Here is a 22,107-nt window from a genome sequence, read left to right as displayed (position 1 = left end):
TTTTTTTGCTAAAATAGGTAGCCGAATAAATAGGAGGTACCCATGAACACGTTTGACGAAATTTTAGGCAAAATCAAAGAATACGACACGATCATCCTGCATCGGCACACCAACCCGGACCCTGATGCCATTGGCTCACAAGCAGGCCTGGCCAAGTCCCTGCGCCTGGCTTTCCCAGAGAAGACCATTCTCTGCACGGGCGAAAACGACGTTGGCGACCTGGCTTGGATCAATACGATGGATGAAGTCAAGGACAGTGACTATGAAGGTGCCCTGGTCATCACCACGGACACGGCCAACACGCCAAGAGTTTCCGACAAACGCTACAACATGGGCGACTTCCTGATTAAGATTGACCACCACCCAGACGTTGACCAATACGCTGACATGGAATACGTTGACCCTACGGCCAGCGCGGCCAGCGAATTGATTGCCGACTTCATCGACCAGGAAAAGCTGCCGCTGAACCAGGAAATTGCCTTGGCCCTGTACGCCGGCATCGTTGGCGACACTGGGCGCTTTTTGTACGACGCGACGACCACCCACACCTTTGAAGTTGCCGCGCGCTTGAAGGCAACCGGCATCGATACTGCCCAAATTGCCCGCAGCATCAGCGAAGTTACCCTGGGCCAGGCCAAGCTGCAGAACCTGTCAATCGACAAATTGGCGATTGACGAGGAAACTGGCGCGGCTTTGGCGGTCATTTCCCAGGCTGACTTAAAGCAGCTGGGCGTCAGCCAGGCGGAAGCTTCCGCCTGCGTGTCCAGTCCTGGCCGCATCCGCGGCATTCTGGCCTGGATCGTGGCCGTGGAAAAGGGCGATGGGACCTACCGGATTCACTACCGGTCAAAGGGGCCTTTCATCCACAAGCTGGCTGAAAGCCACGATGGCGGCGGCCACGAGCTGGCCTCAGGCGCCAACGCCAAGGATGCTGCCGAAGTTGACCAGATCTACCGTGAATTGGTCGACGCATGCAAGAACTACAAGGAAGAACACCCGAATGACTAATATTTTTGAAGACACTCGTTTACGCCCTGAATTGCGGGCAGGCTTGGCCAAGATTGGCTTTAAGAAAGCGACCAAGGTCCAAAGCGCGGTCATCCCAGTCATGCTGGACCACCAAAGCGTGATCGTCCAGGCCGCGACTGGGTCAGGCAAGACCCACGCCTACCTGCTGCCGCTCTTGAACGACATTGATCCGGCAGACCAATGCGTGCAAGCTATCGTGACCGCGCCAAGCCGGGAGCTGGCTGACCAGCTCTACCAGGTGGCCCGCCAGTTGCGGGATGCCTCCGGTCTGGCAATCTCGATTGCCCACTTGGCCGGCGGGAGCGACCGCGACCGGCAGATCGCCAAGTTTGCCCAAAACAAGCCCCAGCTGATCGTAGCCACTCCAGGGCGGCTGCTGGACTTTGCCGATAAGAAGATCCTGGTCCTGGACCGGGTAAAGAACTTTGTCATCGATGAAGCCGACATGACTTTGGACATGGGCTTTTTAAGCGACGTTGACAAGGTGGCGGCCCGGCTGCCGAAGGACGTGGTCATGTCTGCCTTTTCAGCCACGATCCCGGTCAAGCTGGCCAATTTCCTGCGCAAGTACATGGCCAAGCCCCAGGAAATCGTAATCGACAACCCAGCCGTGATTGCCCCAACCATCAAGAACGATCTGCTGGACATCGGGTCAAAGGACCGCAAGAAGATCGTCTACCAGCTCTTGACCATGGGTCAGCCATACCTGGCCCTGGTTTTTGCCAACACCAAGCAAAAGGTGGATGAATTGGCGGCCTACCTGAGCGAAAAGGGCCTGCGCGTGGCCAAGATCCACGGCGGCATTACTGAGCGCGAGCGCAAGCGGACCTTGCGCGAAGTCAGAAACGGCCAGTTCCAGTACCTGGTTGCCAGCGACCTGGCTGCCCGCGGGATCGACATTGACGGGGTCAGCCTGGTCATCAACTATGAAATTCCCAAGGACCTGGAATTCATGATCCACCGGATCGGCCGGACAGGCCGCAACGGCCTGCCAGGCCATGCCGTGACCCTGATCCGGGAAGAAGAGATGGACCGGGTGGCTGGCCTGGAAAAGATGGGCGTCCACTTTGACTTCGTTGAAATCAAGGGCGGCGAGTTGACCGCGAGAAGCCACTACCGCAGAAGAGACAACCGCAAGTCGGCCAAGACCCGGACAGTCAATGCCCAGACCAAGGGGATCGTGGCCAAGGCCAAGCGCAAGAAAAAGCCCGGCTACAAGAAGAAGATCAAGCGGGCCATCCAAGAAGACAACCGCCAGCAGCGGAAACTGGAGCAGCGCCACGAAATGCGCCACCAAAAGCGCCTGCGCAAGCGCAAGCGCGAGCAAGGCCGTTGACAGCTGCCGGCTTAAAGTAGTAAAATTAATCTCGTTTAAGATATGTTTCTTGCTTTCAGGATTCAAAGAGAGAGCCAGGCCGGTGAGAAGGGCTTATCCCAGAGCAGGAAATGCTCCTTAAAGCGATCACAATTAGATAATTAAGAGGTAACAAGCACTGTTGCAATCAAGGTGGTACCGCGTTTCTTGAGCGTCCTTGAATTTCACGCGACTGTGCTTGTTTTTGTTTTTGTTTTATTTGTAGGAGATTTCGATGAAGAAATTAAACAGTTCTGAATTTCGGCAAATGTTCCTGGACTTCTTCCACGAACACGGCCACATGGTGATGCCATCAGCCAGCCTGATCCCGCAAGATGACCCAACCTTGCTGTGGATCAACTCCGGCGTTGCGACGATGAAGAAGTACTTTGACGGCTCCGTCGTTCCTAAGAACCGCCGGATCACCAGCTCACAAAAGTCAATCAGAACCAACGACATTGAAAACGTCGGCAAGACGGCCCGTCACCAGACCCTGTTTGAAATGCTGGGCAACTTCTCAGTTGGCGACTACTTCAAGGAAGAAGCGATTCCTTGGGCTTGGGAATTCCTGACCAGTCCAAAGTGGCTGGACCTGGACAAGGACAAGCTGTACGTGACCGTCTACCCAAAGGACACGGAAGCTCACCGCATTTGGCATGAAGTCGTAGGTCTGCCAGAAGACCACATCGTGCAGCTGGAAGACAACTTCTGGGACATCGGTGAAGGCCCTTGTGGTCCTGACTCAGAAATCTTCTACGACCGTGGCCAGGAAAACAATGACGTGGCTGAAGACGACCCGGAAAACTTCCCAGGCGGCGAAAACGCCCGCTACCTGGAAATCTGGAACATCGTGTTCTCAGAATTCAACCACTTGCCAGACGGCCGCTACGTTGAGCAGCCACACAAGAATATTGATACCGGGATGGGTCTGGAACGCGTGCTTTCAATCCTGCAAGACGCCCCAACCAACTTCGAAACCGACTTGTTCCTGCCAATCATTCACGCGACTGAAGAAATGACCGCAGGCAAGAAGTACGCGGACAACAAGGCTGACGACACTTCCTTCAAGATCATCGCCGACCACATCCGCGCCATCTCCTTTGCCATTGGCGACGGCGCCCTGCCAGGCAACACCGGCCGTGGCTACGTTTTGCGCCGCTTGCTGCGGCGGGCAGCCTTGAACGGCCGCAAGCTGGGCATCCAAGGGCCATTCTTGTACAAGCTGGTGCCAGTTGTCGGCGACATCATGAAGAGCCACTACCCAGAAGTGATCAACCAGGCAGCCTTCATCAGCAAGGTCGTCAAGAACGAAGAAGACCGCTTCGGCGCTACTCTTGAAGCCGGTCTGACCCTGCTGGACGACTTGATCGGCAAGGCCAAGGAAAGCGACGACAAGACCATCTCCGGCAAGGACGCCTTCAAGATGTTCGACACTTACGGCTTCCCATACGAGCTGACCTTTGAAGCTGCGCAAGACAACGGCCTGAAGGTTGACAAGAAGGGCTTTGACGCTGAAATGGAAGCCCAGAAGGAACGGGCACGCAAGGCCCGGGGCGACTTGCAGTCAATGGGCTCACAAGACGAAACCCTGATGAGTTTGAAGGACGCAAGTACTTTTGACTACGGCGTATACGAAGAAAAGAGCAAGCTGATTGACATCATCGTTAACGACCAGCTGGTAGACAAGGCTGACGGCGAAAAGGCCACTCTGGTTTTTGACCACACTCCTTTCTACGCTGAACGGGGCGGCCAAGTGGCTGACCACGGGGAAATCCTGGACGAAGACGGCAACCTGGTTGCGACCGTGGTTGACGTGCAGCACGCGCCTAACGACCAAAACCTGCACTTCGTTGACGTGACCCTGCCACTGGAAAAGGGCAAGACCTACACGTTGAAGATTGACAAGGCCCGCCGTGAAGGCCTGCGCCACTCACACTCAGCGACCCACCTCTTGCATGCTGCCCTGCGGCAAGTCTTGGGTGAGCACACCCACCAAGCCGGCTCAGTCGTTGAGCCAGACTACCTGCGCTTTGACTTCACCTCCCTGGACCCAACGACGCCAAGAGAGCTGAAGACGGTTGAAAAGATCGTCAATCAAAAGATCTGGGAAGCAATCCAGGTCAAGACGACCGAAACCGACCCAGACACTGGCCGCAAGATGGGGGCTTTGGCCCTCTTTGACGGCAAGTACGCCGACAAGGTCCGCGTGGTCCAAATGGATGACTTCTCAATTGAATTCTGTGGTGGGACCCACTGCGACAACACTTCACAAATCGGGATCTTCAAGATCGTTTCAGAGCAGGCGATCGGTGCCGGCGTCAGAAGAATTGAAGCCGTAACCTCTAAGCTGGCTTACGAATACCTGGCTGGCCGCTCAGAAATGCTTGACGAATTGCAGGCTGAAGTCAAGGCAACGAAGCCAGAAGGCATCAAGACCAAGGTTGCCTCCCTGCAAGAAGACCTGCGCGCTGCCCAAAAGCAGAATGCCGCCTTTGAAGCCCAAATCAACAAGGCCAAGGCGGGCAAGATCTTCGACAACGTAAAGACGGTTGCCGGTCTTAGCGTCATCGCCACGATTGCTGACGTCAACAGCATGAACGACTTGCGGGAAATCGCCGACCAATGGAAGGCTGAAAACAAGTCAGACGTCCTGATTCTCGGCTTGAAGGCTGACGGCAAGGCCAACATGCTGGTCAGCCTGGGCCAAAAGGCTCTGGACAAGGGCCTGAAGGCTGGCGACATGATCAAGTCCGTTGCCCGCATCTTCGGCGGCGGCGGTGGTGGCCGGCCAAACATGGCCCAAGCCGGCGGCAAGAAGCCAGAAGGCTTGCAAGACGCGATCGATGCTGCTGTCTCACTTTTGGACAACAACTAAAGAAAGAGGCACTGAGGCCAATCAGATCAATTGAGTTCGCTTGGCTTTTTCAGTAAAATAGACAAAAGAGGGGGAATAACAGTGAGTTCGCTTGATAAGACGATGCACTTTGATTTTAATCAAAATAAGGGCAAGAACATTCATGATACCTTGGAAGACGTATACAAGGCGCTTGAAGAAAAGGGTTATAATCCAATCAACCAAATTGTGGGCTACCTGCTTTCAGGCGACCCGGCGTACATCCCGCGGCACAATGATGCCCGGAACCTGATCCTGCGTCATGAACGTGATGAGATTATTGAAGAGCTCGTCAAGAGCTACCTTGGCAAGGACAAGTAATGCGGCTGCTCGGCTTGGATGTCGGCTCGCGCACGATTGGCGTCGCGGTCAGCGATCCTCTGGGGATTACGGCGCAACCGCTGGAAACGATTCAAATTGACGAGACCCGCCACAACTTTGGCATGCGGAGCTTGAAGAAGCTGGTCCGGGAATATGAGCCGGAAGCCTTCGTCTTGGGCTTGCCCAAGAAGCTGGACGGCTCAGCCGGGGCTTCCGTTGACCGGAGCCACGCGATGGGGGAAAGATTGGCCAAGAAATTCGGCCTGCCCGTCTACTACTCCGATGAACGCTTGACTACGGTTGAATCTGAGCGGGTGCTCGTTGAAGAAGCTGGCATGCATGATCGCCGCGAACGCAAAGAGGTCGTCGATCAGCTTGCGGCCGTCTTGATTTTGCAAAATTATTTAGATTTACATCGAAAGGACTAACCATGGCAGTACAAATCGATCCTACTTCCGGCAACACTGACCGGCAAATCACCTTAGTTGACGAAAACGGCAACGAGGAATTGTTCGAAGTATTGTTTACCTTCCACTCAGAAGACAACGACAAGTCTTACATTTTGCTTTACCCAGCAGCTGTAGATGACGACGATGAAATTGAGGTTCAAGCCTTCAGCTATGACGCCGACGAAGACGGCGACGTCACCAGCAGCGACTTGCACGAAATTGAGTCTGACGCTGAATGGGACATGGTTCAAGGGGTGCTCAACACCTTCTTGGACGATGAGCGCTTGAGTGGCGACGAACAATAGTTAAAGCAATGAGAAAAGCGGGTGAGAGCCCGCTTTTTTTATATTAAGGCTATTCTTGAATTTGCTAAAAAGAACTTACAGATAGAAAACATGAATCATAAAATTTTAGATACGCTTGAATATGAACAGATTACCCAGCGTCTGGCCGCAGAAACCATTACAAAGCCAGCCGCCCGCGAAGCCTTAGACCTGGTCCCAAGCTCAGACCCGCAGGCCGTAGAGCAGGCTTTGAATGAAACCAATGCTCTGGCCAACTTGCTGCGGGTCAAGGGGCAGCTGCCGCTGACGGATTTTGCCAGCGTGACCCCAAGCCTGAAGCGCTTGAAGGTCAAGGCTGACCTGAATGCCAAAGAACTGGGCAACGTCTTGCTGGTTTTTACCCTGGCCCAGGAAATCAACCAGTTCGTGGAAGACGTTGCAGATGAAAATTGCGACTTGTCAGCGATCGACAGCCTGCTGGACCAGCTTGAAGTTCCAGACCGCCTGTACCGCCGCCTGCGGACTTCTTTGACTTTTGACGGGGAAGTGCTGGATACGGCGTCAGAGAATCTGGCCCGCCTGCGCCGCGGCCGCCAGGCCAATGAAACGGAAATCAAGCAGCGGATGGAGGGCTACACCCGGGGCAAGATGAGTCAGTACTTGTCAGAAGCCATCGTTACTATCCGTGACGACCGCTACGTAATTCCAGTCAAGCAGGAGTACCGGCACAAGTTTGGCGGGGTCGTCCACGACCAAAGCGCGTCAGGGCAGACCTTGTTTGTGGAGCCAGAAGCCATCCTGAACCTGAACAACCGCCTGCAGAACCTGCTGGCAGAAGAGCGCCAGGAAATCCGCCGGATCCTGCATGAGCTTTCTTTGGCCGCCAGAGAAGAAGCTCCAGCCATTAAGCAGCTGGCCCAGGCTTTGAGCCAGCTGGACTTCCTCCAGGCCAAGGCCAAGCTGGCCAAAAAGATGCAGGCCGTCCAGCCAGTCTTGACCAAGGACCATTCCTTTAAGCTCCTGGCCGCCCGCCACCCCTTGATTGACCCGGAGAAAGTCGTCGCCAATGACATCAGCTTGGGCGAAGACTTTGACACGATCCTGATCACGGGGCCCAACACCGGGGGGAAGACCATTACCCTGAAGACGGCAGGGCTTTTGCAGCTGATGGCCCAGTCCGGCTTGTTCATCCCGGCGGCAGAAGGCAGCAAGGCTGCCGTTTTTGACCAGATTTTTGCCGATATTGGGGACGAACAGTCAATCGAACAGTCCTTGAGTACCTTCTCCTCCCACATCAACGATATCGTGGCGATCATGAAGCAGGTAAGCAAGGAAAGCCTGGTCCTGATCGATGAAATCGGGGCCGGGACCGACCCCGAAGAAGGGGCCAGCTTGGCCATCTCCATCCTGGACTTCTTCAGGAAGAAGCAGGCCAAGATCATCGTTACGACCCACTACCCGGAGCTTAAGCTCTATGGCTACAACCGTGAGCGCACCACCAACGCCTCCATGGAATTTGACATCAAGACCCTGTCGCCGACCTACCGCCTGCAGATGGGCATCCCCGGCCACAGCAACGCCTTTGCGATTGCCCGTCGCCTGGGGATGCGGGAGGATGTCGTCCAGAACGCGGAAGGCTTGATGAATGACGATGACTCCGACCTCAACCACATGATCGATGAGCTGAACAAACAGACCAAGCAGGCGACTGAAAACCGCCGCAAGCTGCAAAGCGCCCTGGACCGGGCCAGAAGCTTGGAGAAGCAGCTGTGCGATGCTTTGGACATCTACAACCAGCGCGTGCAAAAGCAGCTGGACTTTGCCCAGGAGCGGGCCAATGAAGTGGTAGCCAAGAAGCGCAAGAAGGCCGACCAGATCATTGCTGACCTGGAAGCGGCCAGAAAGCAGGGGGCCAACGTCAAGGCCAACCAGCTGATGGATGCCAAGGGTGAGTTCAACAAGCTGGCCAAGCAGGAGCAGAACCTGGCCAACAACAAGGTCCTGCAAAAGGAAAAGAAGCGCCACCACGTGCAAGTTGGCGACAAGGTCAAGGTCCTGTCCTATGGACAGACGGGGACGGTCACCAAGCAGCTTGGCGAGCATGAATACCAGGTTTCGCTGGGGATGATCAAGCTGAAGGTCTCAGACCGAGACATCGACAAGCTGGCGGCAAGTGCCAAGCCAAAGAAGAAGACCCGGGCAACGAGCGCTTCAAGAAGCAGCCGGGCCCATGCCTCCCTGGACTTGCGCGGCCAGCGCTACGAAGAGGCGATGATCAATTTGGACCGCTACTTTGACACGATCCTGCTGTCCGGCTTGAGCACCGTGACCATCATCCACGGGATCGGGACCGGGGCCATCCGCGAAGGCGTTCAGCAATACCTCAAGCGCAACAAGCACGTCAAGTCCTTTGCCTACGCGCCAGCCAATGAAGGCGGGACTGGAGCCACGATTGTCGTTTTGAAATAGCGATCAATGCAAGCATGTCACTTGCAAAAAGTAAGTAACATGGTAAACTAAGAGCATAAGCAAATCGCGATTGCTAGAGATTAGATAAAATTAGCTAGAAGAAGAGGTATTAACTAATGGTAGACGCAATTACCGATCAAACTTTTGCTGAAGAAACCAAGGATGGCGTAGCCCTGATCGACTTCTGGGCAACCTGGTGCGGTCCTTGCCGCATGCAGTCTCCGGTCATCGAAGCCTTGGCTGAAGAGCGCCAAGACGTGCACTTCACCAAGATGGACGTTGACGAAAACCCAAACACGGCCAAGGAATTGGGGATCATGGCCATTCCAACTTTGATCATCAAGAAGGACGGCCAGATCGTTGACCGCCTGACTGGCTACACGCCAAAGGAAAAGCTGGACCAAATCCTGGACCAGTATGCTGACTAAGCTGCCAGCAAAGCCAATTGACAGATACAAGAAAAGGACCGGACAATTGCCCGGTCCTTTTTGACGTGTTCGCTTTTTGAATATTGATCCAGGTTGCTGGCTGAAAGAGAGCGCAAAGACAGCAAATCTGGCTCTTAGAAGAAAGTGGTGATGGTGACGGTCTGCTTCTTGTCGTCAACGGCAATTTCAGCTTCAGTAGACCGCTGCTTGGCTTCCTCGACCGCTTCAGCGATCATGCCGCTTTCCAAGGAGAACTCCTTGCTGCCGCTGGCTAAGCGGTCGCTGACTGCCTGCCCGCTCAGGCTGAAGATCATGGAAGCCCGCCGTTCCTTGACCACCTTAAGCTGGCCAAATTCGGCCATGTTGAAGAATTCGACCAAATCATCAAGGTCGCTCAGATCATATTTGCGCGTGATTCGCTTGCCGGCCCAATAGAGGATGGCCGGAGCGTCGCTGCCTAGAATGGTTGGCAACAGGAAATCACGATACAGCTGGTTGACAAAATATACGTGTTCGTTTTGTTCAGACATAAAACCTCATCCTTATTCAATGACTTCATTTTACCCTAAACCAGGGGGATGGTGAAATATTTTTGAAAAGTTTACGGAAATTAAAGAAGCAGGTGATTGATAAATTGTTGTAAAATTATCGAAATTGCCTTAAAGAGTGGTAAAATTAATTTGATGAGTTTTTAATAATATATTTGTGATTGTGATTGGAGCATATTATGACCCAAGTATTGTTATTTGCCACTGATAATCAAAACAAAGTCAAGGAATTGCGCGAAGCCTTTGCAAAGGCCGGCTTGGATATCGAAGTCAAGTCAAAGGCAGACCTTGAAAACCCACCATACGTCAACGAAAGAGGCAACACTTTCGAAGAAAATGCTAAGCTCAAGGCCCACGCCTTGGCAGACTTCAGCAAGTTGCCAACGCTGGCTGACGACTCCGGTCTGGTAGTTGACAAGCTGAACGGTGCTCCTGGCGTGCACTCAGCCCGTTACGGCGGCGAAGCCCACAATGACTCCCGCAACAATGCCAAGCTGCTGGCAGCCTTGGGCGGCGTTCCAGAAGAAAAGCGCCAAGCCAAGTTCGTCTCCGTTTTGGTTCTGTCACAGCCAGGCAAGCCAGAACGCGACTTGGTCGTTGAAGGAACTTGCGAAGGCGTAGTCTTGGCTGTCCCACGCGGCAACGATGGCTTCGGCTACGACCCATTGTTCTACGTTCCAGCCAAGGGCAAGACTTTTGCTGAAATGAGTACGGATGAAAAGAACGAAGTTTCCCACCGCGGCAATGCTGTCCGCAAGTTGGTCAAGGAATTGCCAGACTGGTTTGCTGAGCTTGACTAGTCGCGGCAAGCGAATCTAAAAATGCTGGACGCCTTGTCCAGCATTTTTTGTTACAATCTATAGTGGACCAGGGATTAGGACTTGGTCTCTTGAATGACGAGATTATTCTCCGCGAATTCGATCTGCTGGTCTTTGAGGGCTTCCAGGTAGGCTTCCCAGTAGGCCTTTCTGACCGTGCCTTCATGGCCAGGCTGCACTTGGAAGTGCACCCGGTAAATGATTGACCGGCCTCTTTGCTCAATGACGCCCAGGCAGCTTGGGCCGCTGACCAGGAAGTTGGCGATTTCTTCTTGAGCCAGGCGGCTGTTGGCTTGGTTCAAGGCAGCATTTACGGCTTCAAGGTCAGCGTCGGCATGCAAGCCCAAGTCCAAGTCCAGGCCAATCCCGCCGTGGGTCAGGTTCTTGACGATCTTGATTTCCCGGTTGGGGATAAAGATCAAGGTCCCATCTGCGGACATGATCCTGGTGGTTCTTAAGCCAAGCTGGACCACCGTGCCGGCGTCAGTCCCGATCTTGACGCTGTCGCCGACGTCATACTGGCCTTCGCTCAAGATGAAGAAGCCATTGACCAGGTCGCTCATAAAGCCCTGGGCCCCGAGACCAATTGCCAGGGAGAAGATCCCGGCTGAGGCAATCAGGGTGCCGACAGGCACGCCCAGGATGGAGAGGACCGAGTAAAGGTAGAAGAAGATCATCGTGTAGCGGAAGCCGCTGTTGATCAAAGTCGAGATGGTCTGTGCCCTTTTGGACAGCTTGTCAGCCCGCCCGTTGAGGTAGCGGTTGATCAGCTTGCGGCCAAAATGGGCAATCAAGTAAAAGACCAGGGTGGAGATCAACAATTGCCAGAGAACACTGGCGACATGAGTGAAAATTTTAGTCAAGTCGACGGATACGCTCCCAAAACTGAATTTTAAATCTTTCATTTTTGTCGTTTCCTTTCAAGTACTAGAATAAAGCATACCAAAAAGTTGCTTTCCATTGAGATAAAAGTGTTTTCATGCTAGACTTTTTTTAGAAATTTAGAAAGGGGAGCAAGTTATGGTTTTATCCTACGGTGCATTGGCAGGTCTTATTGCCGCGATTGCATTTTTAGTATTGGTGCTGTTTACCATTCCAACTTTGGTTAAGATGGGCCGGGCCCTGAAAGAAGCTGAAAGAACCGTTCAGCTGACTAACCAGTCTTTGGAAACCGTGAACGAATCACTGAACAAGTTGACGGATGACGTCGACGAGTTGATGAAGCAAGCAAACAGCCTGATGGACAAGACGAATGACCTGATGGACGACGTCAACGGCAAAATGAAGACCGTTGAACCCGTAGTCAAGGCCGCTGCCGATTTGGGCGAAAGCGTCTCAGAAATCAACGAATCATCCAAGAAGATGGTTAAGCGTGTTTCCAATGCCCACTTTACGCGGACTGGGATGCTTACTTCGGTCATTACCTCAGCTTTTGCGCGCCATTTCCGGCGCAGAGGCCAAGATTAAGCAAAGGAGAATCACTATGAGAAAATTTACGAGCTTTCTGTTTGGCGTAGTCCTCGGGGCCGCTGCCGGCGTGGTTGCCGCCAGCCTGGTTTCTGATGACAAGGTCAAGGAAGTCAAGGACAAGATCAAGAGCAATCCAAACGTTGAAGACTTGAAGGAAAAGTACGACAACGGGACGGAAATCTTGAAGAATCAACTGGCTTCCTTCCCAAAGAACGTTGAAGACGATTCTGAACTGAAGGATTTTGACGATATCGTGATCGACGACTCTGAATCAGCTGAAGCTGACGGCAAGTCAGCGGCTGAATCAGCCAGTGATTTGGAAAATGCCGAAAAAGACGAAGATGACAAGGCAGCTGACGATGCGCCCGCAGCGCCAACTGCTGAATAATGGCGTAGAATAGCCACAAAGCAATGAAGCTATTGCTTGATTTTTGCGGCAGCCGGGCACTGGCTGCTAGATGCAGTTCCAGTCAAGACGATTGCCGGATAATAGGCAGCCGCGGCCTGTTAGTTGCTAAAGCCACCTGTCCACGGGTCTGGAATCCGTGGCGTTGGCCAGCAGCCACTTCGCGCGGAGGCTTGGGCCGGCATAAATTGCTGCAAGAAAAAGCCTGACAGGATAAGCTGTCAGGCTTTTTGAATGTCAAAATTTTGCCTTATTCCTTAAACCGGCAGGACTTTCAATTCCTTGCTGGTATGGGTGAATGGCTTGAAGCCGTCCTTGGTGAGGACGCCGCAGTCTTCGATCCGGACGCCGGCAAAGCCTGGGATGTAGATCCCTGGTTCAATGGAGAAGCACATGCCTTCTTGCAAAACGACGTCGTTGCCGTTAGGAATTTTAAATAATTGGATTTCGATTAAAATACGGGTTGCATTATTACCAATTGCGGTGTACTTTTTACTCAAGTAAGCTGAGTAAAGCAATTAGATTATTAGTGGCATTTGTGATGGCTGTAGTTCCATTTTTACAGCCCGCATCACTAGTAGAAGCAAGTTCAGATCAAAGAAATGGTGCTGTTGTGAATACTTCAACTGTTTATCAAAACGTTTAAGTAATTAGGAGAGGATAAAGCACATGATGACAATAGATACGATTCTTTTTCTGATTTGTTTGATGGGAATGTATTTTTCCTTCAAAAAATCAGAAAATCCGTTTGTTTTGAAGCTGAGAAAATACCGGGGGATAATCTTGACCATCGTACCGGCCTCGTTTTTTGCCATTTTTGTCATGAAGGAAGGCTATCACGATTTTCTGAATGTCTACTTGTTGTTGACTTTAATTGGCGTCTATTACTTGATTCGCGACCTTCGCAAGGCATAGTTTTATACGAAAAAGGCTTCTAGAAGAGAGATGCTTCTAGAAGCCTTTTTCTGTTTTCAATCTTATTCCTTAACCGGCAGGACCTTCAATTCCTTGCTGGTGTGGGTGAATGGCTTGAAGCCGTCCTTGGTGAGGACGCCGCAGTCTTCGATCCGGACGCCGGCAAAGCCTGGGATGTAAATCCCAGGTTCAATGGAGAAGCACATGCCTTCTTGCAAAACGACGTCGTTGCCGTTGGCGATAGATGGGAATTCGTGGACTTCCATCCCGATCCCGTGGCCCAAGCGGTGGATGAAGTATTCACCATAGCCGGCATCAGTGATGATCTTGCGGGCTACGCCGTCAAGTTCGCTGGCCGTCATGCCTGGCTTAGCCGCGTCGATGGCCGCTTGCTGGGCAGTCCGGTTGACTTCGTAGATTTCCCGCATCTTGTCAGTCGGTTTCCCGTAGGCGACCGTTCGGCTGGAGTCAGAAGCATAACCTTCGTGCATGGTTCCCAGGTCAAAAAGCACCAGTTCGTTTGGCTTAACCGTGTTCATGCTTGGCCCTTGGTGAGGGTTAGCGGCATTTGGACCGGCTTGAACGATGGTGTCAAAGCTGGTCTGCATTACGCCTTTTTGCAGCTTCAATTGGTATTCAATTTGGCTGACTACGGCTCTTTCGGTAACCCCGTTTCTAAGAGCATCAAAGCCGATCGTGAAGGCAAAGTCAGCTTCTTCTCCGGCCTTGCGCAGCTTGGCCAGCTCGCTTTCCGTCTTGAAGAGGCGGATGTGGGCGATGAATGGGGAAAGGTTCTTGTCAAAGTCCGCGTCTGGGAATTCAGCGTGCAGGGCTTGGTAGTGGGCCACGGTCAAGCCGTCCTTTTCAACGGCCCAGCTTTGGAAGTCCTTAGTCCGCTTCTTGATTTCCGCGGCGATCTTCTTCCAAGGGTTCTCGTCGTCAAGGTAGCCAACGACGTCCCCGTCCCAGGCTGATGCCTTGGCTTCTTCATAGTTTAAGGCCGGGCAGAAGATAAAGGGATCCGCGTCCTTAAAAGCAAAAAGCTTGAAAATTCTTTCTTCCGGATCAGTGATAAATCCGGTAAAATAGTTGATCGTTGTGGGACTTGAAATGTAAGCCACGTCAGTATCATTTTCTTGCAGCCATTGCTGTAACTTGTCTAAATTCATATAGCTATTCTCCTTGCATCATTGAAATTAATTTCAGTATAGCACTAAAAAAATGCAAAAAAATGAAAGTTCTGCTGTAAGCGATTGCACCAGAAATGATTTCATGCTATCATATGACTAGTAATTAGTTTTTAGATAGGATGGGTCAGTTATTATGCACAAACAAGATGTAACAATATATGACGTGGCTAGGGAAGCCAAGGTTTCCATGGCCACCGTTTCACGTGTCGTAAATGGCAACAATAATGTCCGCAAGGAAACCCGCGACCGGGTCATGGAAGTCATCAAGCGTCTCCACTATCAGCCAAATGCTGTAGCGCAAGGTCTGGCTTCAAAGCGGACTACTACGGTCGGCTTGATCGTTCCTGACTTGACCAACCTTTACTTCGCTGAGCTTTCCAAGGGGATTGACGACATTGCCGTCCTCTACAAGTACAACATCATCATTTCCAGCGTGGAAAACCGTTTGATGAAGGAAGACGCGGTAATTCAGGGGCTTTTGAACAAGCAGGTTGACGGGGTCATCTACATGTCCAACAAGCTGTCAGATGAAGCAGCTGAGGCCTTTAAGCGGACCAATACGCCAGTTGTTCTGGCCGGGACGGTTGCCGGCAATGAAAACTTCCCTTCAGTCAACATTGACTACAAGAAGGCCGACACCGAAGCCTTGAACCTGCTCCTCAATGACGGCAAGAAGCACCTGGCCTTGATCGTTGGCGACAAGAACGCTCCGATCAACGCTGAAAACCGGGTGCCAGCCTTTGAAAAGTTCATTGAAGACAATGAACTGGAAGGCTGCGAAATCTTTGACGGCATCAAGGACTACTCTGACGGCTACAACCTTTACCCAGAGCTGGCCAAGAAGGGCATCAACGGGGTGATCGTGACCAAGGACTTGTCTTCAGTTGGCCTTTTGAATTCTGCCCTGGATCGCGGGGCCAAAGTGCCAGAAGACTTTGAAATCATCACGGCTTCAGCCACCCAGATTGCCTCAGTCGTTCGTCCGGCCTTGACCACCATCAAGCAGCCGCTTTACGACTTGGGGGCCGTCGCCATGAGAATGCTGACCAAGCTGATGAATGACGAAGGCTTGGATGAAAAGCACATTGTTTTGCCTTACGAATTGATCAAGAAGCAAAGCACCCTGAACAAATAAGAAGATTTTTGCGGAAAGAGCCTGCACGAGCAGGCTCTTTTCTTATCTGCCAAGTGCCCGTTGAATTTGTGATACAATTTTTACTAAAGACAAAATGGGGGAAGAGACGAAATGGCTTATGAACAATTTGATCTGATTGAGGAAATTACCCGCAACGACGGGAGCACTTACTATGAAATTTCCAATATTGACCAAAACGGGATCGCGGAGCTGGCGGCTGACAACGGCATGATCAAGCAGGTCCGGATCCTGGTCATCAACATTCCGCGGACCAAGGCCCTGGAGACGTATGAGAAATACATCAACAAGACCTATCCGCTCAATACCCTGATGGATGAGCAGTTTTGGGAACATCCAAGCTGGGTGGAATGGGAGAAGCCAAAGGGCCCTGTCCGGGAGGCATATGAGATGGTCTTGAAAGCCAATAGAATTGGGTAGGTGGAAAGTATGGAAACTCTGCGAATTTTGCACACGAATGATTTACACTCACACTTTGAGCATTTCCCAAAGATCAGGCGCTATCTGCATTACGTGCAAAAAAACGCTGATGCTGACCAAGTCTTTACTTTTGACGCCGGCGACTTCATGGACCGGTCCCACCCGTTGTCTGACGCGACTGAGGGCCAGGTCAACATCCGCTTGATGAATGACTTCAATTATGATGCCATCACGATCGGAAACAATGAAGGCATCTCCAACCCGCACCAGGTCCTGGAGCACTTGTTTGACCACGCTGATTTTCCGGTCGTCCTGGCCAACTTGCGCGAAGAAGATGAATCGATGCCTAAGTGGGCCAAGAGCCACCTGTTTTTGACCAGCAAGAAGGGGACGCGGATCGCGCTGGTGGGCTTGACCGCGGCTTACCCTATGACTTACGGGCCAAACCACTGGAGCATCAAGATGCTCGGCGAGACCATGGACAGCGTGATGCAGGAGATTGCCGGCCAATATGACCTTTTGATTCTGATCACCCATACCGGGGTCAGAATGGACAAGTGGCTGGCCAAGCACTATCCGCAGATCGACCTGATCGTTGGTGGTCACAGCCACACCTTGCTGGCCAAAGGCCTCCAGGAGGGCCATACTTGGATTACCCAAACAGGCAAGTGGGGCAATTACGTGGGCGACATTACCCTGCATCTGGATGATGCCCACCACCTGCTTGACGTTAAGCCAACTACGATCGCCACGGCCAGCCTGCCGGAAGAGCCAGGCGATCAGCAGGAGATTGATGCCTTGTACAACAAGGGCAAGGAGCTCTTGGAGCGGTCAGCCGTGGCTTATCTGCCAGAAAAATACAACAATGACGTCGAAGCGGCCATCAGCGTCTCGCTGGATGCCATTGCTGATTTTGCCGGCACCGACCTGGCTATGCTGAGCACCGGCCTGTTTTTGTCCCCGTTCAAGAGCGGGATCATCAACAAGTTTGACCTCCAGCATGCCTTGCCCCACCCAATGCACGTGGTGCGGACCAGCTTGCAGGGGAGGGACTTATGGCGCTTGTGCATGGAAGTTGAAAAGAACCGCCACTTTTTGTCCCACTTTAACCTGATTGGGATGAGCTTTAGAGGGAAGATTTTTGGCCAGGTCCACTACAAAGGGATCAAGGTCGACATGATGACCAGAAATGTCTATGTCCAGGGCAAACTGCTGAATCCAAACGCGGAATACCAGATTGCCGTGCTGGACCACTATGTCCTGATTCCCTTCTTCCCAACCCTGTCAATCGTCGGGGAAAATGAATTCCTGTTCCCGCAGTTCCTGCGCGAAGTCGTAGGCAGCTACCTGAGCAAGCATTATCCATTAAAGGAAAGTGATGTCTTTGAAGAAGAAAAGCAAGAACAACAATAAGCCGGATAAGGGCAAGAAGCAGCGGGCCAGCCAGCTGGAACAGGCCTTGCCGGCAAAAGCTGCTGACCGGCCGCTTTTGCATGAATTGTCCGACGTGGCCATCAGCGGCGACACGGTGATGATCAACCAGCGCGAGTACCATATCGTGGCCAATGAGCGCGGCGCCCTGGACACGGAGCAGCTCCGGCAGAAGTATGACCCCTATCTGGACCAGTACGACTACCTGGTAGGGGATATTTCCAGCGAGCACCTGCGACTGAAGGGCTTTTACAATGACTACGTAAAGACGGCGATTGACCGCAAGAAGTCAACGATCGTCGACTACCTGGCCGAATACTGCAATCCTGGTGCCCCTTACTTTATTCTGGCTTCAGCCCAGCAAAGCAAGAAGCCGAAGATCAAGATCAAGAACCGCAAGCACTCTTCCGGCAAGAAGCCCCGCGGCCGCGCGGCCTTCAGCGAGCGCAAGGTGCATGAGACCAAGCTGCCAAGGAAGAACTCGCACGCTGAGCGCAAGCGCAAGAACGGCCACCATCAGGCTTTTGTAATTAGAAAGAAAAACAAACGTGAGCAAGATGCAAAGCAGAGTTTATAAGATATTCCTGGTTGACCTGGACGGGACCGTCTACCGGGGCAAGGAAACGATTGAATCCGGCGTCCGCTTCGTCAAGCGCCTGCAGGAAGCTGGCAAGGACTACCTCTTTTTGACCAACAACACGACCCGGACCCCGCAGATGGTGGTCGACAAGCTGAAAGGACACGGGGTTGCGACTGACGTGGCCCACATCTACACGCCTTGCATGGCTACGGCCAGCTGGATCATCGAGCAGAACCCCGGCAAAAAAAGCTTTGGCGTCTACATCATCGGTCAAGTGGGCCTGTGGACGGAAATTCTTAGCCGGCCAGAATTCTACTTTGATGAGCAGAATCCCGACTATGTCATCGTTGGCATGGACACTGACCTGACCTACCACAAGCTGCAGGTTGCCAACCGCTGCATCAGACATGGGGCAACTTTTATCGGGACCAATTCTGACTTGAACCTGCCATATGGGGCTGAGCTCCTGCCGGGCAATGGGGCAATCTGTGCCATGCTGGCGGCCGCTTCCGGCCAGCAGCCAACTTTTATCGGCAAGCCGGAGGCCATCATCATCGACAAGGCCTTGGAGCTGACCAAGTCCAGCCGCCAGGAGGCTTTGATCGTGGGCGACAACTACCAGACCGACATCAATGCCGGCTTCAATAGCGGCGTTGACACCCTGATGGCCTTGACCGGGGTCAACCGGCGCGAGGACCTGGCCGGCAAGCGGCAGCCAACCTATATCGTTGATACTTTAGATGAATTTGAACTGTAACTATGAAAAAACAAGATACGATTGGCAGCGTGATCTACCACTTCTTCTTCGCGCTGACGAGCGGGGTCATGGGGGCAATCGTTGCCAGCTGGCCCTTGCTGTTCTTTTTTATGGCAATTGAGAAGACCAATGAGACGGTGGGGATGTCCCTCTTCAAGGTCATGGGCAACTACAACCAGTTGATGGGCTACCTGCTCTTGCCCTGGCACCGGCAGCTGAAGATGGCTGACTTTCCGACTTCGGCCAATGCCGCGGCCCACTTCGCGGAAGTCAAGGGCCTGTTTCAATTGACGGCACTGGTCTTTTTGCTCTGCCTGGCCTTGCATTTTTACTTTCAGCAGGCTAAGCGCAAGCCTTATCTGGGGATGAGCCAGGTGGCGGCCTTGATCTTCATGGTCTTGCCGGTCGTCGTCTTGCCCTTTGCCATTGCAAACTTTGACGACTTCTTCAGGACTTTCCACACTTTGCTCTTCCACAACAGCAACTGGCTTTTTGATCCCAACACGGACCCGATCATCGATGTGCTGACCGAAGGCTTTTTCTCGGCCTGCTTTGCTGTCGGCGGGGCAGTCTATGAGCTCTATTTTGCCCAGTACCTGATCAGCAGGCACTGAGTGAAAAAATAACAAAAAAGAGGAAAATCCATTAGGGATTTTCCTCTTTTTTAGTTGATGTTTGCTATTCAAGGATCAGATATCTGACTCCTGGAATTGCCGTTCGCGCTTGATGGACAGCTTCTTCTTCAAGGCCACGACCAAGACTGGCACGACTGAAACCAGGATGATGGCCAGGACGATCAAAGAGAAGTGCTCCTTGACGACCGGGAAATTCCCGAAGAAGTAGCCGATGCCGGAGAACAGGCCGGTCCACAGCAAGCCGCCAAGCAGGTTGTAGAGGGCGAAGGTCTTGTAGTGCATCTTTGAGCCCCCGGAAATGAATGGCACGAAGGTTCTGATGAAGGGGATGAAGCGGCCGATCACGATAGTGATGGAGCCATGGCGTTCAAAGAACTTCTCCGCGGCAACTCGGTTCTTTTCATTGATCAACTTGTTGAACCAGGAGTGCTTGACGCCGGAATTGACCGACCAGCGGCCGATTTCATAGTTGGCCGAGTCGCCGATGACGGCGGCAGCCGCCGCCGTCAGGTAGAGCAGCCAGATGTTCAGGCCATACTTGGGGTTGGCAGCCATTGCCGCGGCCGCGAAGATCAAGGAGTCACCCGGCAGGAAGGGGAAGACTACCAAGCCAGTCTCAATGAAGATAATGGCAAAAATAATCAGGTAGGTCCACCCGCCAAAGGTATTCACGATCGTGACCAGGTGGTCATCGATGTGGAGGATAAAATCAATCAGAGGCATATGTATCCCTTTCTTGCAGTTTTTTTAATGGTTATTTTGCAGTTTTATCTAAACAAGTGATAAAGCAAATCTTAACCGATTATAGCTTACTTTTGCTAGGATTACTTGCTTAAAGCAGTTGAGTGAACGGTCAGCGTCTTTTCTGGGAAGAGGTCGCGCATGATGGCGTTGACGGCAATCTGCGCCTCACCAAAGCCGATGCCGATCACTGGCACCCGGCCCTCATAGCCGCAGGCATCGCCAACGGCATAGATGCCAGGGGCACTGGTCTGCATGGAGCGGGAGACGGCAATCAAGCCGTGGTCCAGCTCCACGCCCCACTTCTTGACGAAGCGGTTGTCGGCTCTGAAGCCATAAGCCACCAGGATCTGGTCAAAGGCCAGAGTCTCAAGGTGATCAGGCTGGCCGACTTCCTTTAAGCAGATGGCCAGCTTGCCGCCGGCCATTTCCATGCTCTTAGGCAGGTAAGGGGTCATCAAGCTGACCTGTGGATTGTCCTGCAGCTTTTGGACGCTGCTTTCCATGCCGCGAAACTGCTCGCGCCGGTGGATGAGCGTTACTTTGGCATAAGCCGCCAATTCGTTGGCCCAGTCAAGGGCCGTGTCGCCGCCGCCAAAAATGCCGACCGTCTTGCCGGCAAAAAACTGGGGATCCTTGAAGAAATAGTGAATCCGCTGGCTGGCTTCCGCGTCAGCCTTCAAAGGAAACTTCTTAGGCTTGAAGGCTCCGTTGCCCGTGGCAATGATGAGGCTGCGAACCTGAAATTCGCCGTCGATGGTCAAGCTGCCGTCCTCGTTTTTAGTGACGTCAGCAACCTTGTGACCAGTGACGATCGCCACGCTGTCGTCAAGGTCATCTTTCAGGCGGCTGATCAGGCTTCCGGCACTGATTTCCTTGAAGACGGGGATGTCCAGGATCTGTTTAAAAGGATAAAGCATTTCTGGTTGGCCGCCCAAATCGTTCAGCGATTCAAGCAAGACCGTCTTGAGCCCATGAAGGCGGGCGAAGTAGGCGGTGAACAGGCCGACCGGACCGCCGCCAATCACAGCTAAATCGTAGTTTTTGATAATAAGGTGCTCCTTTCCAAAATCACATAAAATTACTTTACCATGATTATTTTGAATTTTCACTAAAAACATGCTTGCATTCACTCCGCAAAAAGAGTATCTTAATACATGTCGCTTGTGACCCAGATGAACAATCCTGGCCAGTGGCAGAAAGAAAAAATAACAAAGCGCTTGCAAAGCCTTTGCTATTTTGCTAAGATAGAAACCGTCATCGAGTTCAGGTGACGTTGGTACTTTGAAAACTGAACAAAGTTTCGCAGTGTGCGGGTTCGAGTTTACTTGAATCCAAACAAATAAGCGAAGTCAATTCGCAAGCAATAATCTGGAGCAGATTAAAAAAAGCTCATTTTCAAAATGAGAGTTTGATCCTGGCTCAGGACGAACGCTGGCGGCGTGCCTAATACATGCAAGTCGAGCGAGCTGAATTCAAGGATCCCTTCGGGGTGACTTGTTGGACGCGAGCGGCGGATGGGTGAGTAACACGTGGGCAACCTGCCCTAAAGACTGGGATACCACTTGGAAACAGGTGCTAATACCGGATAACAACGACTTTCACATGAAAGACGCTTGAAAGGCGGCTTTAAGCTGTCACTTTAGGATGGGCCCGCGGTGCATTAGCTAGTTGGTGAGGTAACGGCCCACCAAGGCAATGATGCATAGCCGAGTTGAGAGACTGATCGGCCACATTGGGACTGAGACACGGCCCAAACTCCTACGGGAGGCAGCAGTAGGGAATCTTCCACAATGGACGCAAGTCTGATGGAGCA

At 52.4% G+C, this 22,107-nt stretch carries 23 protein-coding genes, 1 rRNA gene and 1 pseudogene; 19 read left to right on the top strand and 6 right to left on the bottom strand.

Annotated elements, in window-relative coordinates; translation table 11 throughout:
- Positions 1-42 precede the first annotated feature (42 nt).
- The 8 genes from FYJ62_RS04510 to trxA all read left to right on the top strand — a co-directional run bounded on the left by FYJ62_RS04510 (position 43) and on the right by trxA (position 9,227).
- Complete coding sequence (locus FYJ62_RS04510; RefSeq protein WP_154548158.1) at positions 43-1,008, top strand: DHH family phosphoesterase; 966 nt, start codon at positions 43-45, stop codon at positions 1,006-1,008.
- Positions 1,001-2,365: a DEAD/DEAH box helicase gene (locus FYJ62_RS04505; RefSeq protein WP_154548156.1), complete on the top strand. Its 1,365-nt coding sequence runs from the start codon at positions 1,001-1,003 to the stop codon at positions 2,363-2,365. The genes FYJ62_RS04510 and FYJ62_RS04505 overlap by 8 nt, the downstream gene beginning before the upstream one ends.
- Before the next feature lie 253 nt (positions 2,366-2,618).
- The gene (gene alaS, locus FYJ62_RS04500; RefSeq protein ID WP_154548154.1) at positions 2,619-5,258 is read left to right on the top strand and encodes an alanine--tRNA ligase; all 2,640 of its coding nucleotides are present in this window, start codon (positions 2,619-2,621) and stop codon (positions 5,256-5,258) included.
- Between the two features lie 81 nt (positions 5,259-5,339).
- Positions 5,340-5,597, top strand: coding sequence for an IreB family regulatory phosphoprotein (locus FYJ62_RS04495; protein ID WP_302188049.1), 258 nt, complete (start codon positions 5,340-5,342; stop codon positions 5,595-5,597).
- Entirely contained in the window at positions 5,597-6,025 is a 429-nt protein-coding gene (ruvX, locus tag FYJ62_RS04490) for a Holliday junction resolvase RuvX (protein WP_154548152.1), read from the top strand. Before FYJ62_RS04495 ends, ruvX begins: the two co-directional genes overlap by 1 nt.
- A 2-nt stretch (positions 6,026-6,027) precedes the next feature.
- Positions 6,028-6,351 (top strand): DUF1292 domain-containing protein, encoded by a 324-nt coding sequence (locus tag FYJ62_RS04485; protein ID WP_154548150.1) that lies wholly within the window; start codon positions 6,028-6,030, stop codon positions 6,349-6,351.
- Between the two features lie 90 nt (positions 6,352-6,441).
- Positions 6,442-8,799: an endonuclease MutS2 gene (locus FYJ62_RS04480; RefSeq protein ID WP_154548148.1), complete on the top strand. Its 2,358-nt coding sequence runs from the start codon at positions 6,442-6,444 to the stop codon at positions 8,797-8,799.
- 116 nt (positions 8,800-8,915) lie between these two features.
- The gene (gene trxA / locus FYJ62_RS04475; RefSeq protein WP_154548146.1) at positions 8,916-9,227 is read left to right on the top strand and encodes a thioredoxin; all 312 of its coding nucleotides are present in this window, start codon (positions 8,916-8,918) and stop codon (positions 9,225-9,227) included.
- Between the two features lie 134 nt (positions 9,228-9,361).
- On the opposite strand, the gene FYJ62_RS04470 is transcribed toward trxA, so the two are convergent.
- On the bottom strand, positions 9,362-9,757 hold the full coding sequence (locus FYJ62_RS04470; protein ID WP_154548144.1) for a YslB family protein: 396 nt from the start codon (positions 9,755-9,757) through the stop codon (positions 9,362-9,364).
- A gap of 197 nt (positions 9,758-9,954) precedes the next feature.
- On the opposite strand from FYJ62_RS04470, the gene FYJ62_RS04465 reads away from it, so the two are divergent.
- Positions 9,955-10,575, top strand: a complete 621-nt coding sequence (locus tag FYJ62_RS04465; protein WP_154548142.1) for an XTP/dITP diphosphatase — start codon at positions 9,955-9,957, stop codon at positions 10,573-10,575.
- Between the two features lie 74 nt (positions 10,576-10,649).
- Here FYJ62_RS04465 and FYJ62_RS04460 read toward each other — a convergent pair whose 3' ends face one another.
- A complete protein-coding gene (locus FYJ62_RS04460; RefSeq protein WP_154548140.1) occupies positions 10,650-11,498 on the bottom strand; it encodes a mechanosensitive ion channel family protein in 849 nt (282 codons plus the stop codon).
- Between the two features lie 115 nt (positions 11,499-11,613).
- On the opposite strand from FYJ62_RS04460, the gene FYJ62_RS04455 reads away from it, so the two are divergent.
- Together FYJ62_RS04455 and FYJ62_RS04450 are read left to right on the top strand one after the other, a co-directional pair.
- The gene (locus tag FYJ62_RS04455) at positions 11,614-12,060 is read left to right on the top strand and encodes a DUF948 domain-containing protein (RefSeq protein ID WP_154548138.1); all 447 of its coding nucleotides are present in this window, start codon (positions 11,614-11,616) and stop codon (positions 12,058-12,060) included.
- Between the two features lie 16 nt (positions 12,061-12,076).
- Positions 12,077-12,451 carry a DUF1269 domain-containing family protein gene (locus FYJ62_RS04450; RefSeq protein WP_154548136.1) on the top strand — a complete coding sequence of 125 codons (375 nt, stop codon included), beginning with the start codon at positions 12,077-12,079 and terminating at the stop codon, positions 12,449-12,451.
- Between the two features lie 275 nt (positions 12,452-12,726).
- Here the strand turns inward: FYJ62_RS04450 and FYJ62_RS04445 are convergent.
- Positions 12,727-12,900: pseudogene (locus FYJ62_RS04445) on the bottom strand (M24 family metallopeptidase); the annotation flags it as partial.
- A gap of 238 nt (positions 12,901-13,138) precedes the next feature.
- Here FYJ62_RS04445 and FYJ62_RS04440 point away from each other — a divergent pair.
- Positions 13,139-13,384, top strand: a complete 246-nt coding sequence (locus tag FYJ62_RS04440; RefSeq protein WP_206989396.1) for a hypothetical protein — start codon at positions 13,139-13,141, stop codon at positions 13,382-13,384.
- A 62-nt stretch (positions 13,385-13,446) separates the two neighbouring features.
- Here the strand turns inward: FYJ62_RS04440 and pepQ are convergent, their stop codons facing one another.
- The gene (gene pepQ / locus FYJ62_RS04435) at positions 13,447-14,553 is read right to left on the bottom strand and encodes a Xaa-Pro dipeptidase (RefSeq protein WP_154548134.1); all 1,107 of its coding nucleotides are present in this window, start codon (positions 14,551-14,553) and stop codon (positions 13,447-13,449) included.
- Between the two features lie 154 nt (positions 14,554-14,707).
- Between pepQ and FYJ62_RS04430 the strand changes: the two genes are divergently transcribed.
- The 6 genes from FYJ62_RS04430 to FYJ62_RS04405 all read left to right on the top strand — a co-directional run bounded on the left by FYJ62_RS04430 (position 14,708) and on the right by FYJ62_RS04405 (position 19,529).
- Positions 14,708-15,709 (top strand): substrate-binding domain-containing protein, encoded by a 1,002-nt coding sequence (locus FYJ62_RS04430; RefSeq protein WP_154548132.1) that lies wholly within the window; start codon positions 14,708-14,710, stop codon positions 15,707-15,709.
- A gap of 111 nt (positions 15,710-15,820) precedes the next feature.
- Complete coding sequence (locus tag FYJ62_RS04425; RefSeq protein WP_154548130.1) at positions 15,821-16,147, top strand: hypothetical protein; 327 nt, start codon at positions 15,821-15,823, stop codon at positions 16,145-16,147.
- Positions 16,148-16,156: 9 nt separating this feature from the next.
- Positions 16,157-17,560: a bifunctional metallophosphatase/5'-nucleotidase gene (locus FYJ62_RS04420; protein ID WP_154548128.1), complete on the top strand. Its 1,404-nt coding sequence runs from the start codon at positions 16,157-16,159 to the stop codon at positions 17,558-17,560.
- The gene (locus tag FYJ62_RS04415) at positions 17,526-18,155 is read left to right on the top strand and encodes a YutD family protein (RefSeq protein ID WP_154548126.1); all 630 of its coding nucleotides are present in this window, start codon (positions 17,526-17,528) and stop codon (positions 18,153-18,155) included. The genes FYJ62_RS04420 and FYJ62_RS04415 overlap by 35 nt, the downstream gene beginning before the upstream one ends.
- Positions 18,136-18,915 (top strand): TIGR01457 family HAD-type hydrolase, encoded by a 780-nt coding sequence (locus FYJ62_RS04410; protein ID WP_154548124.1) that lies wholly within the window; start codon positions 18,136-18,138, stop codon positions 18,913-18,915. The genes FYJ62_RS04415 and FYJ62_RS04410 overlap by 20 nt, the downstream gene beginning before the upstream one ends.
- 2 nt (positions 18,916-18,917) lie before the next feature.
- Positions 18,918-19,529: a TIGR01906 family membrane protein gene (locus FYJ62_RS04405; RefSeq protein ID WP_154548122.1), complete on the top strand. Its 612-nt coding sequence runs from the start codon at positions 18,918-18,920 to the stop codon at positions 19,527-19,529.
- Between the two features lie 75 nt (positions 19,530-19,604).
- On the opposite strand, the gene FYJ62_RS04400 is transcribed toward FYJ62_RS04405, so the two are convergent.
- On the bottom strand, positions 19,605-20,273 hold the full coding sequence (locus FYJ62_RS04400) for a VTT domain-containing protein (protein WP_154548120.1): 669 nt from the start codon (positions 20,271-20,273) through the stop codon (positions 19,605-19,607).
- Between the two features lie 101 nt (positions 20,274-20,374).
- A complete protein-coding gene (locus tag FYJ62_RS04395; RefSeq protein WP_206989405.1) occupies positions 20,375-21,319 on the bottom strand; it encodes an NAD(P)/FAD-dependent oxidoreductase in 945 nt (314 codons plus the stop codon).
- 371 nt (positions 21,320-21,690) lie between these two features.
- Between FYJ62_RS04395 and FYJ62_RS04390 the strand changes: the two genes are divergently transcribed.
- Positions 21,691-22,107 (top strand): 16S ribosomal RNA (locus FYJ62_RS04390); the annotation flags it as partial.

Source organism: Lactobacillus porci (genome assembly GCF_009695985.1).
In the GTDB taxonomy this organism is placed as follows: Bacteria; Bacillota; Bacilli; order Lactobacillales; family Lactobacillaceae; genus Lactobacillus; species Lactobacillus absianus.
Note: the sequence above shows the minus strand (reverse complement) of the source record. Positions and strands in the feature narration are given on the sequence as shown.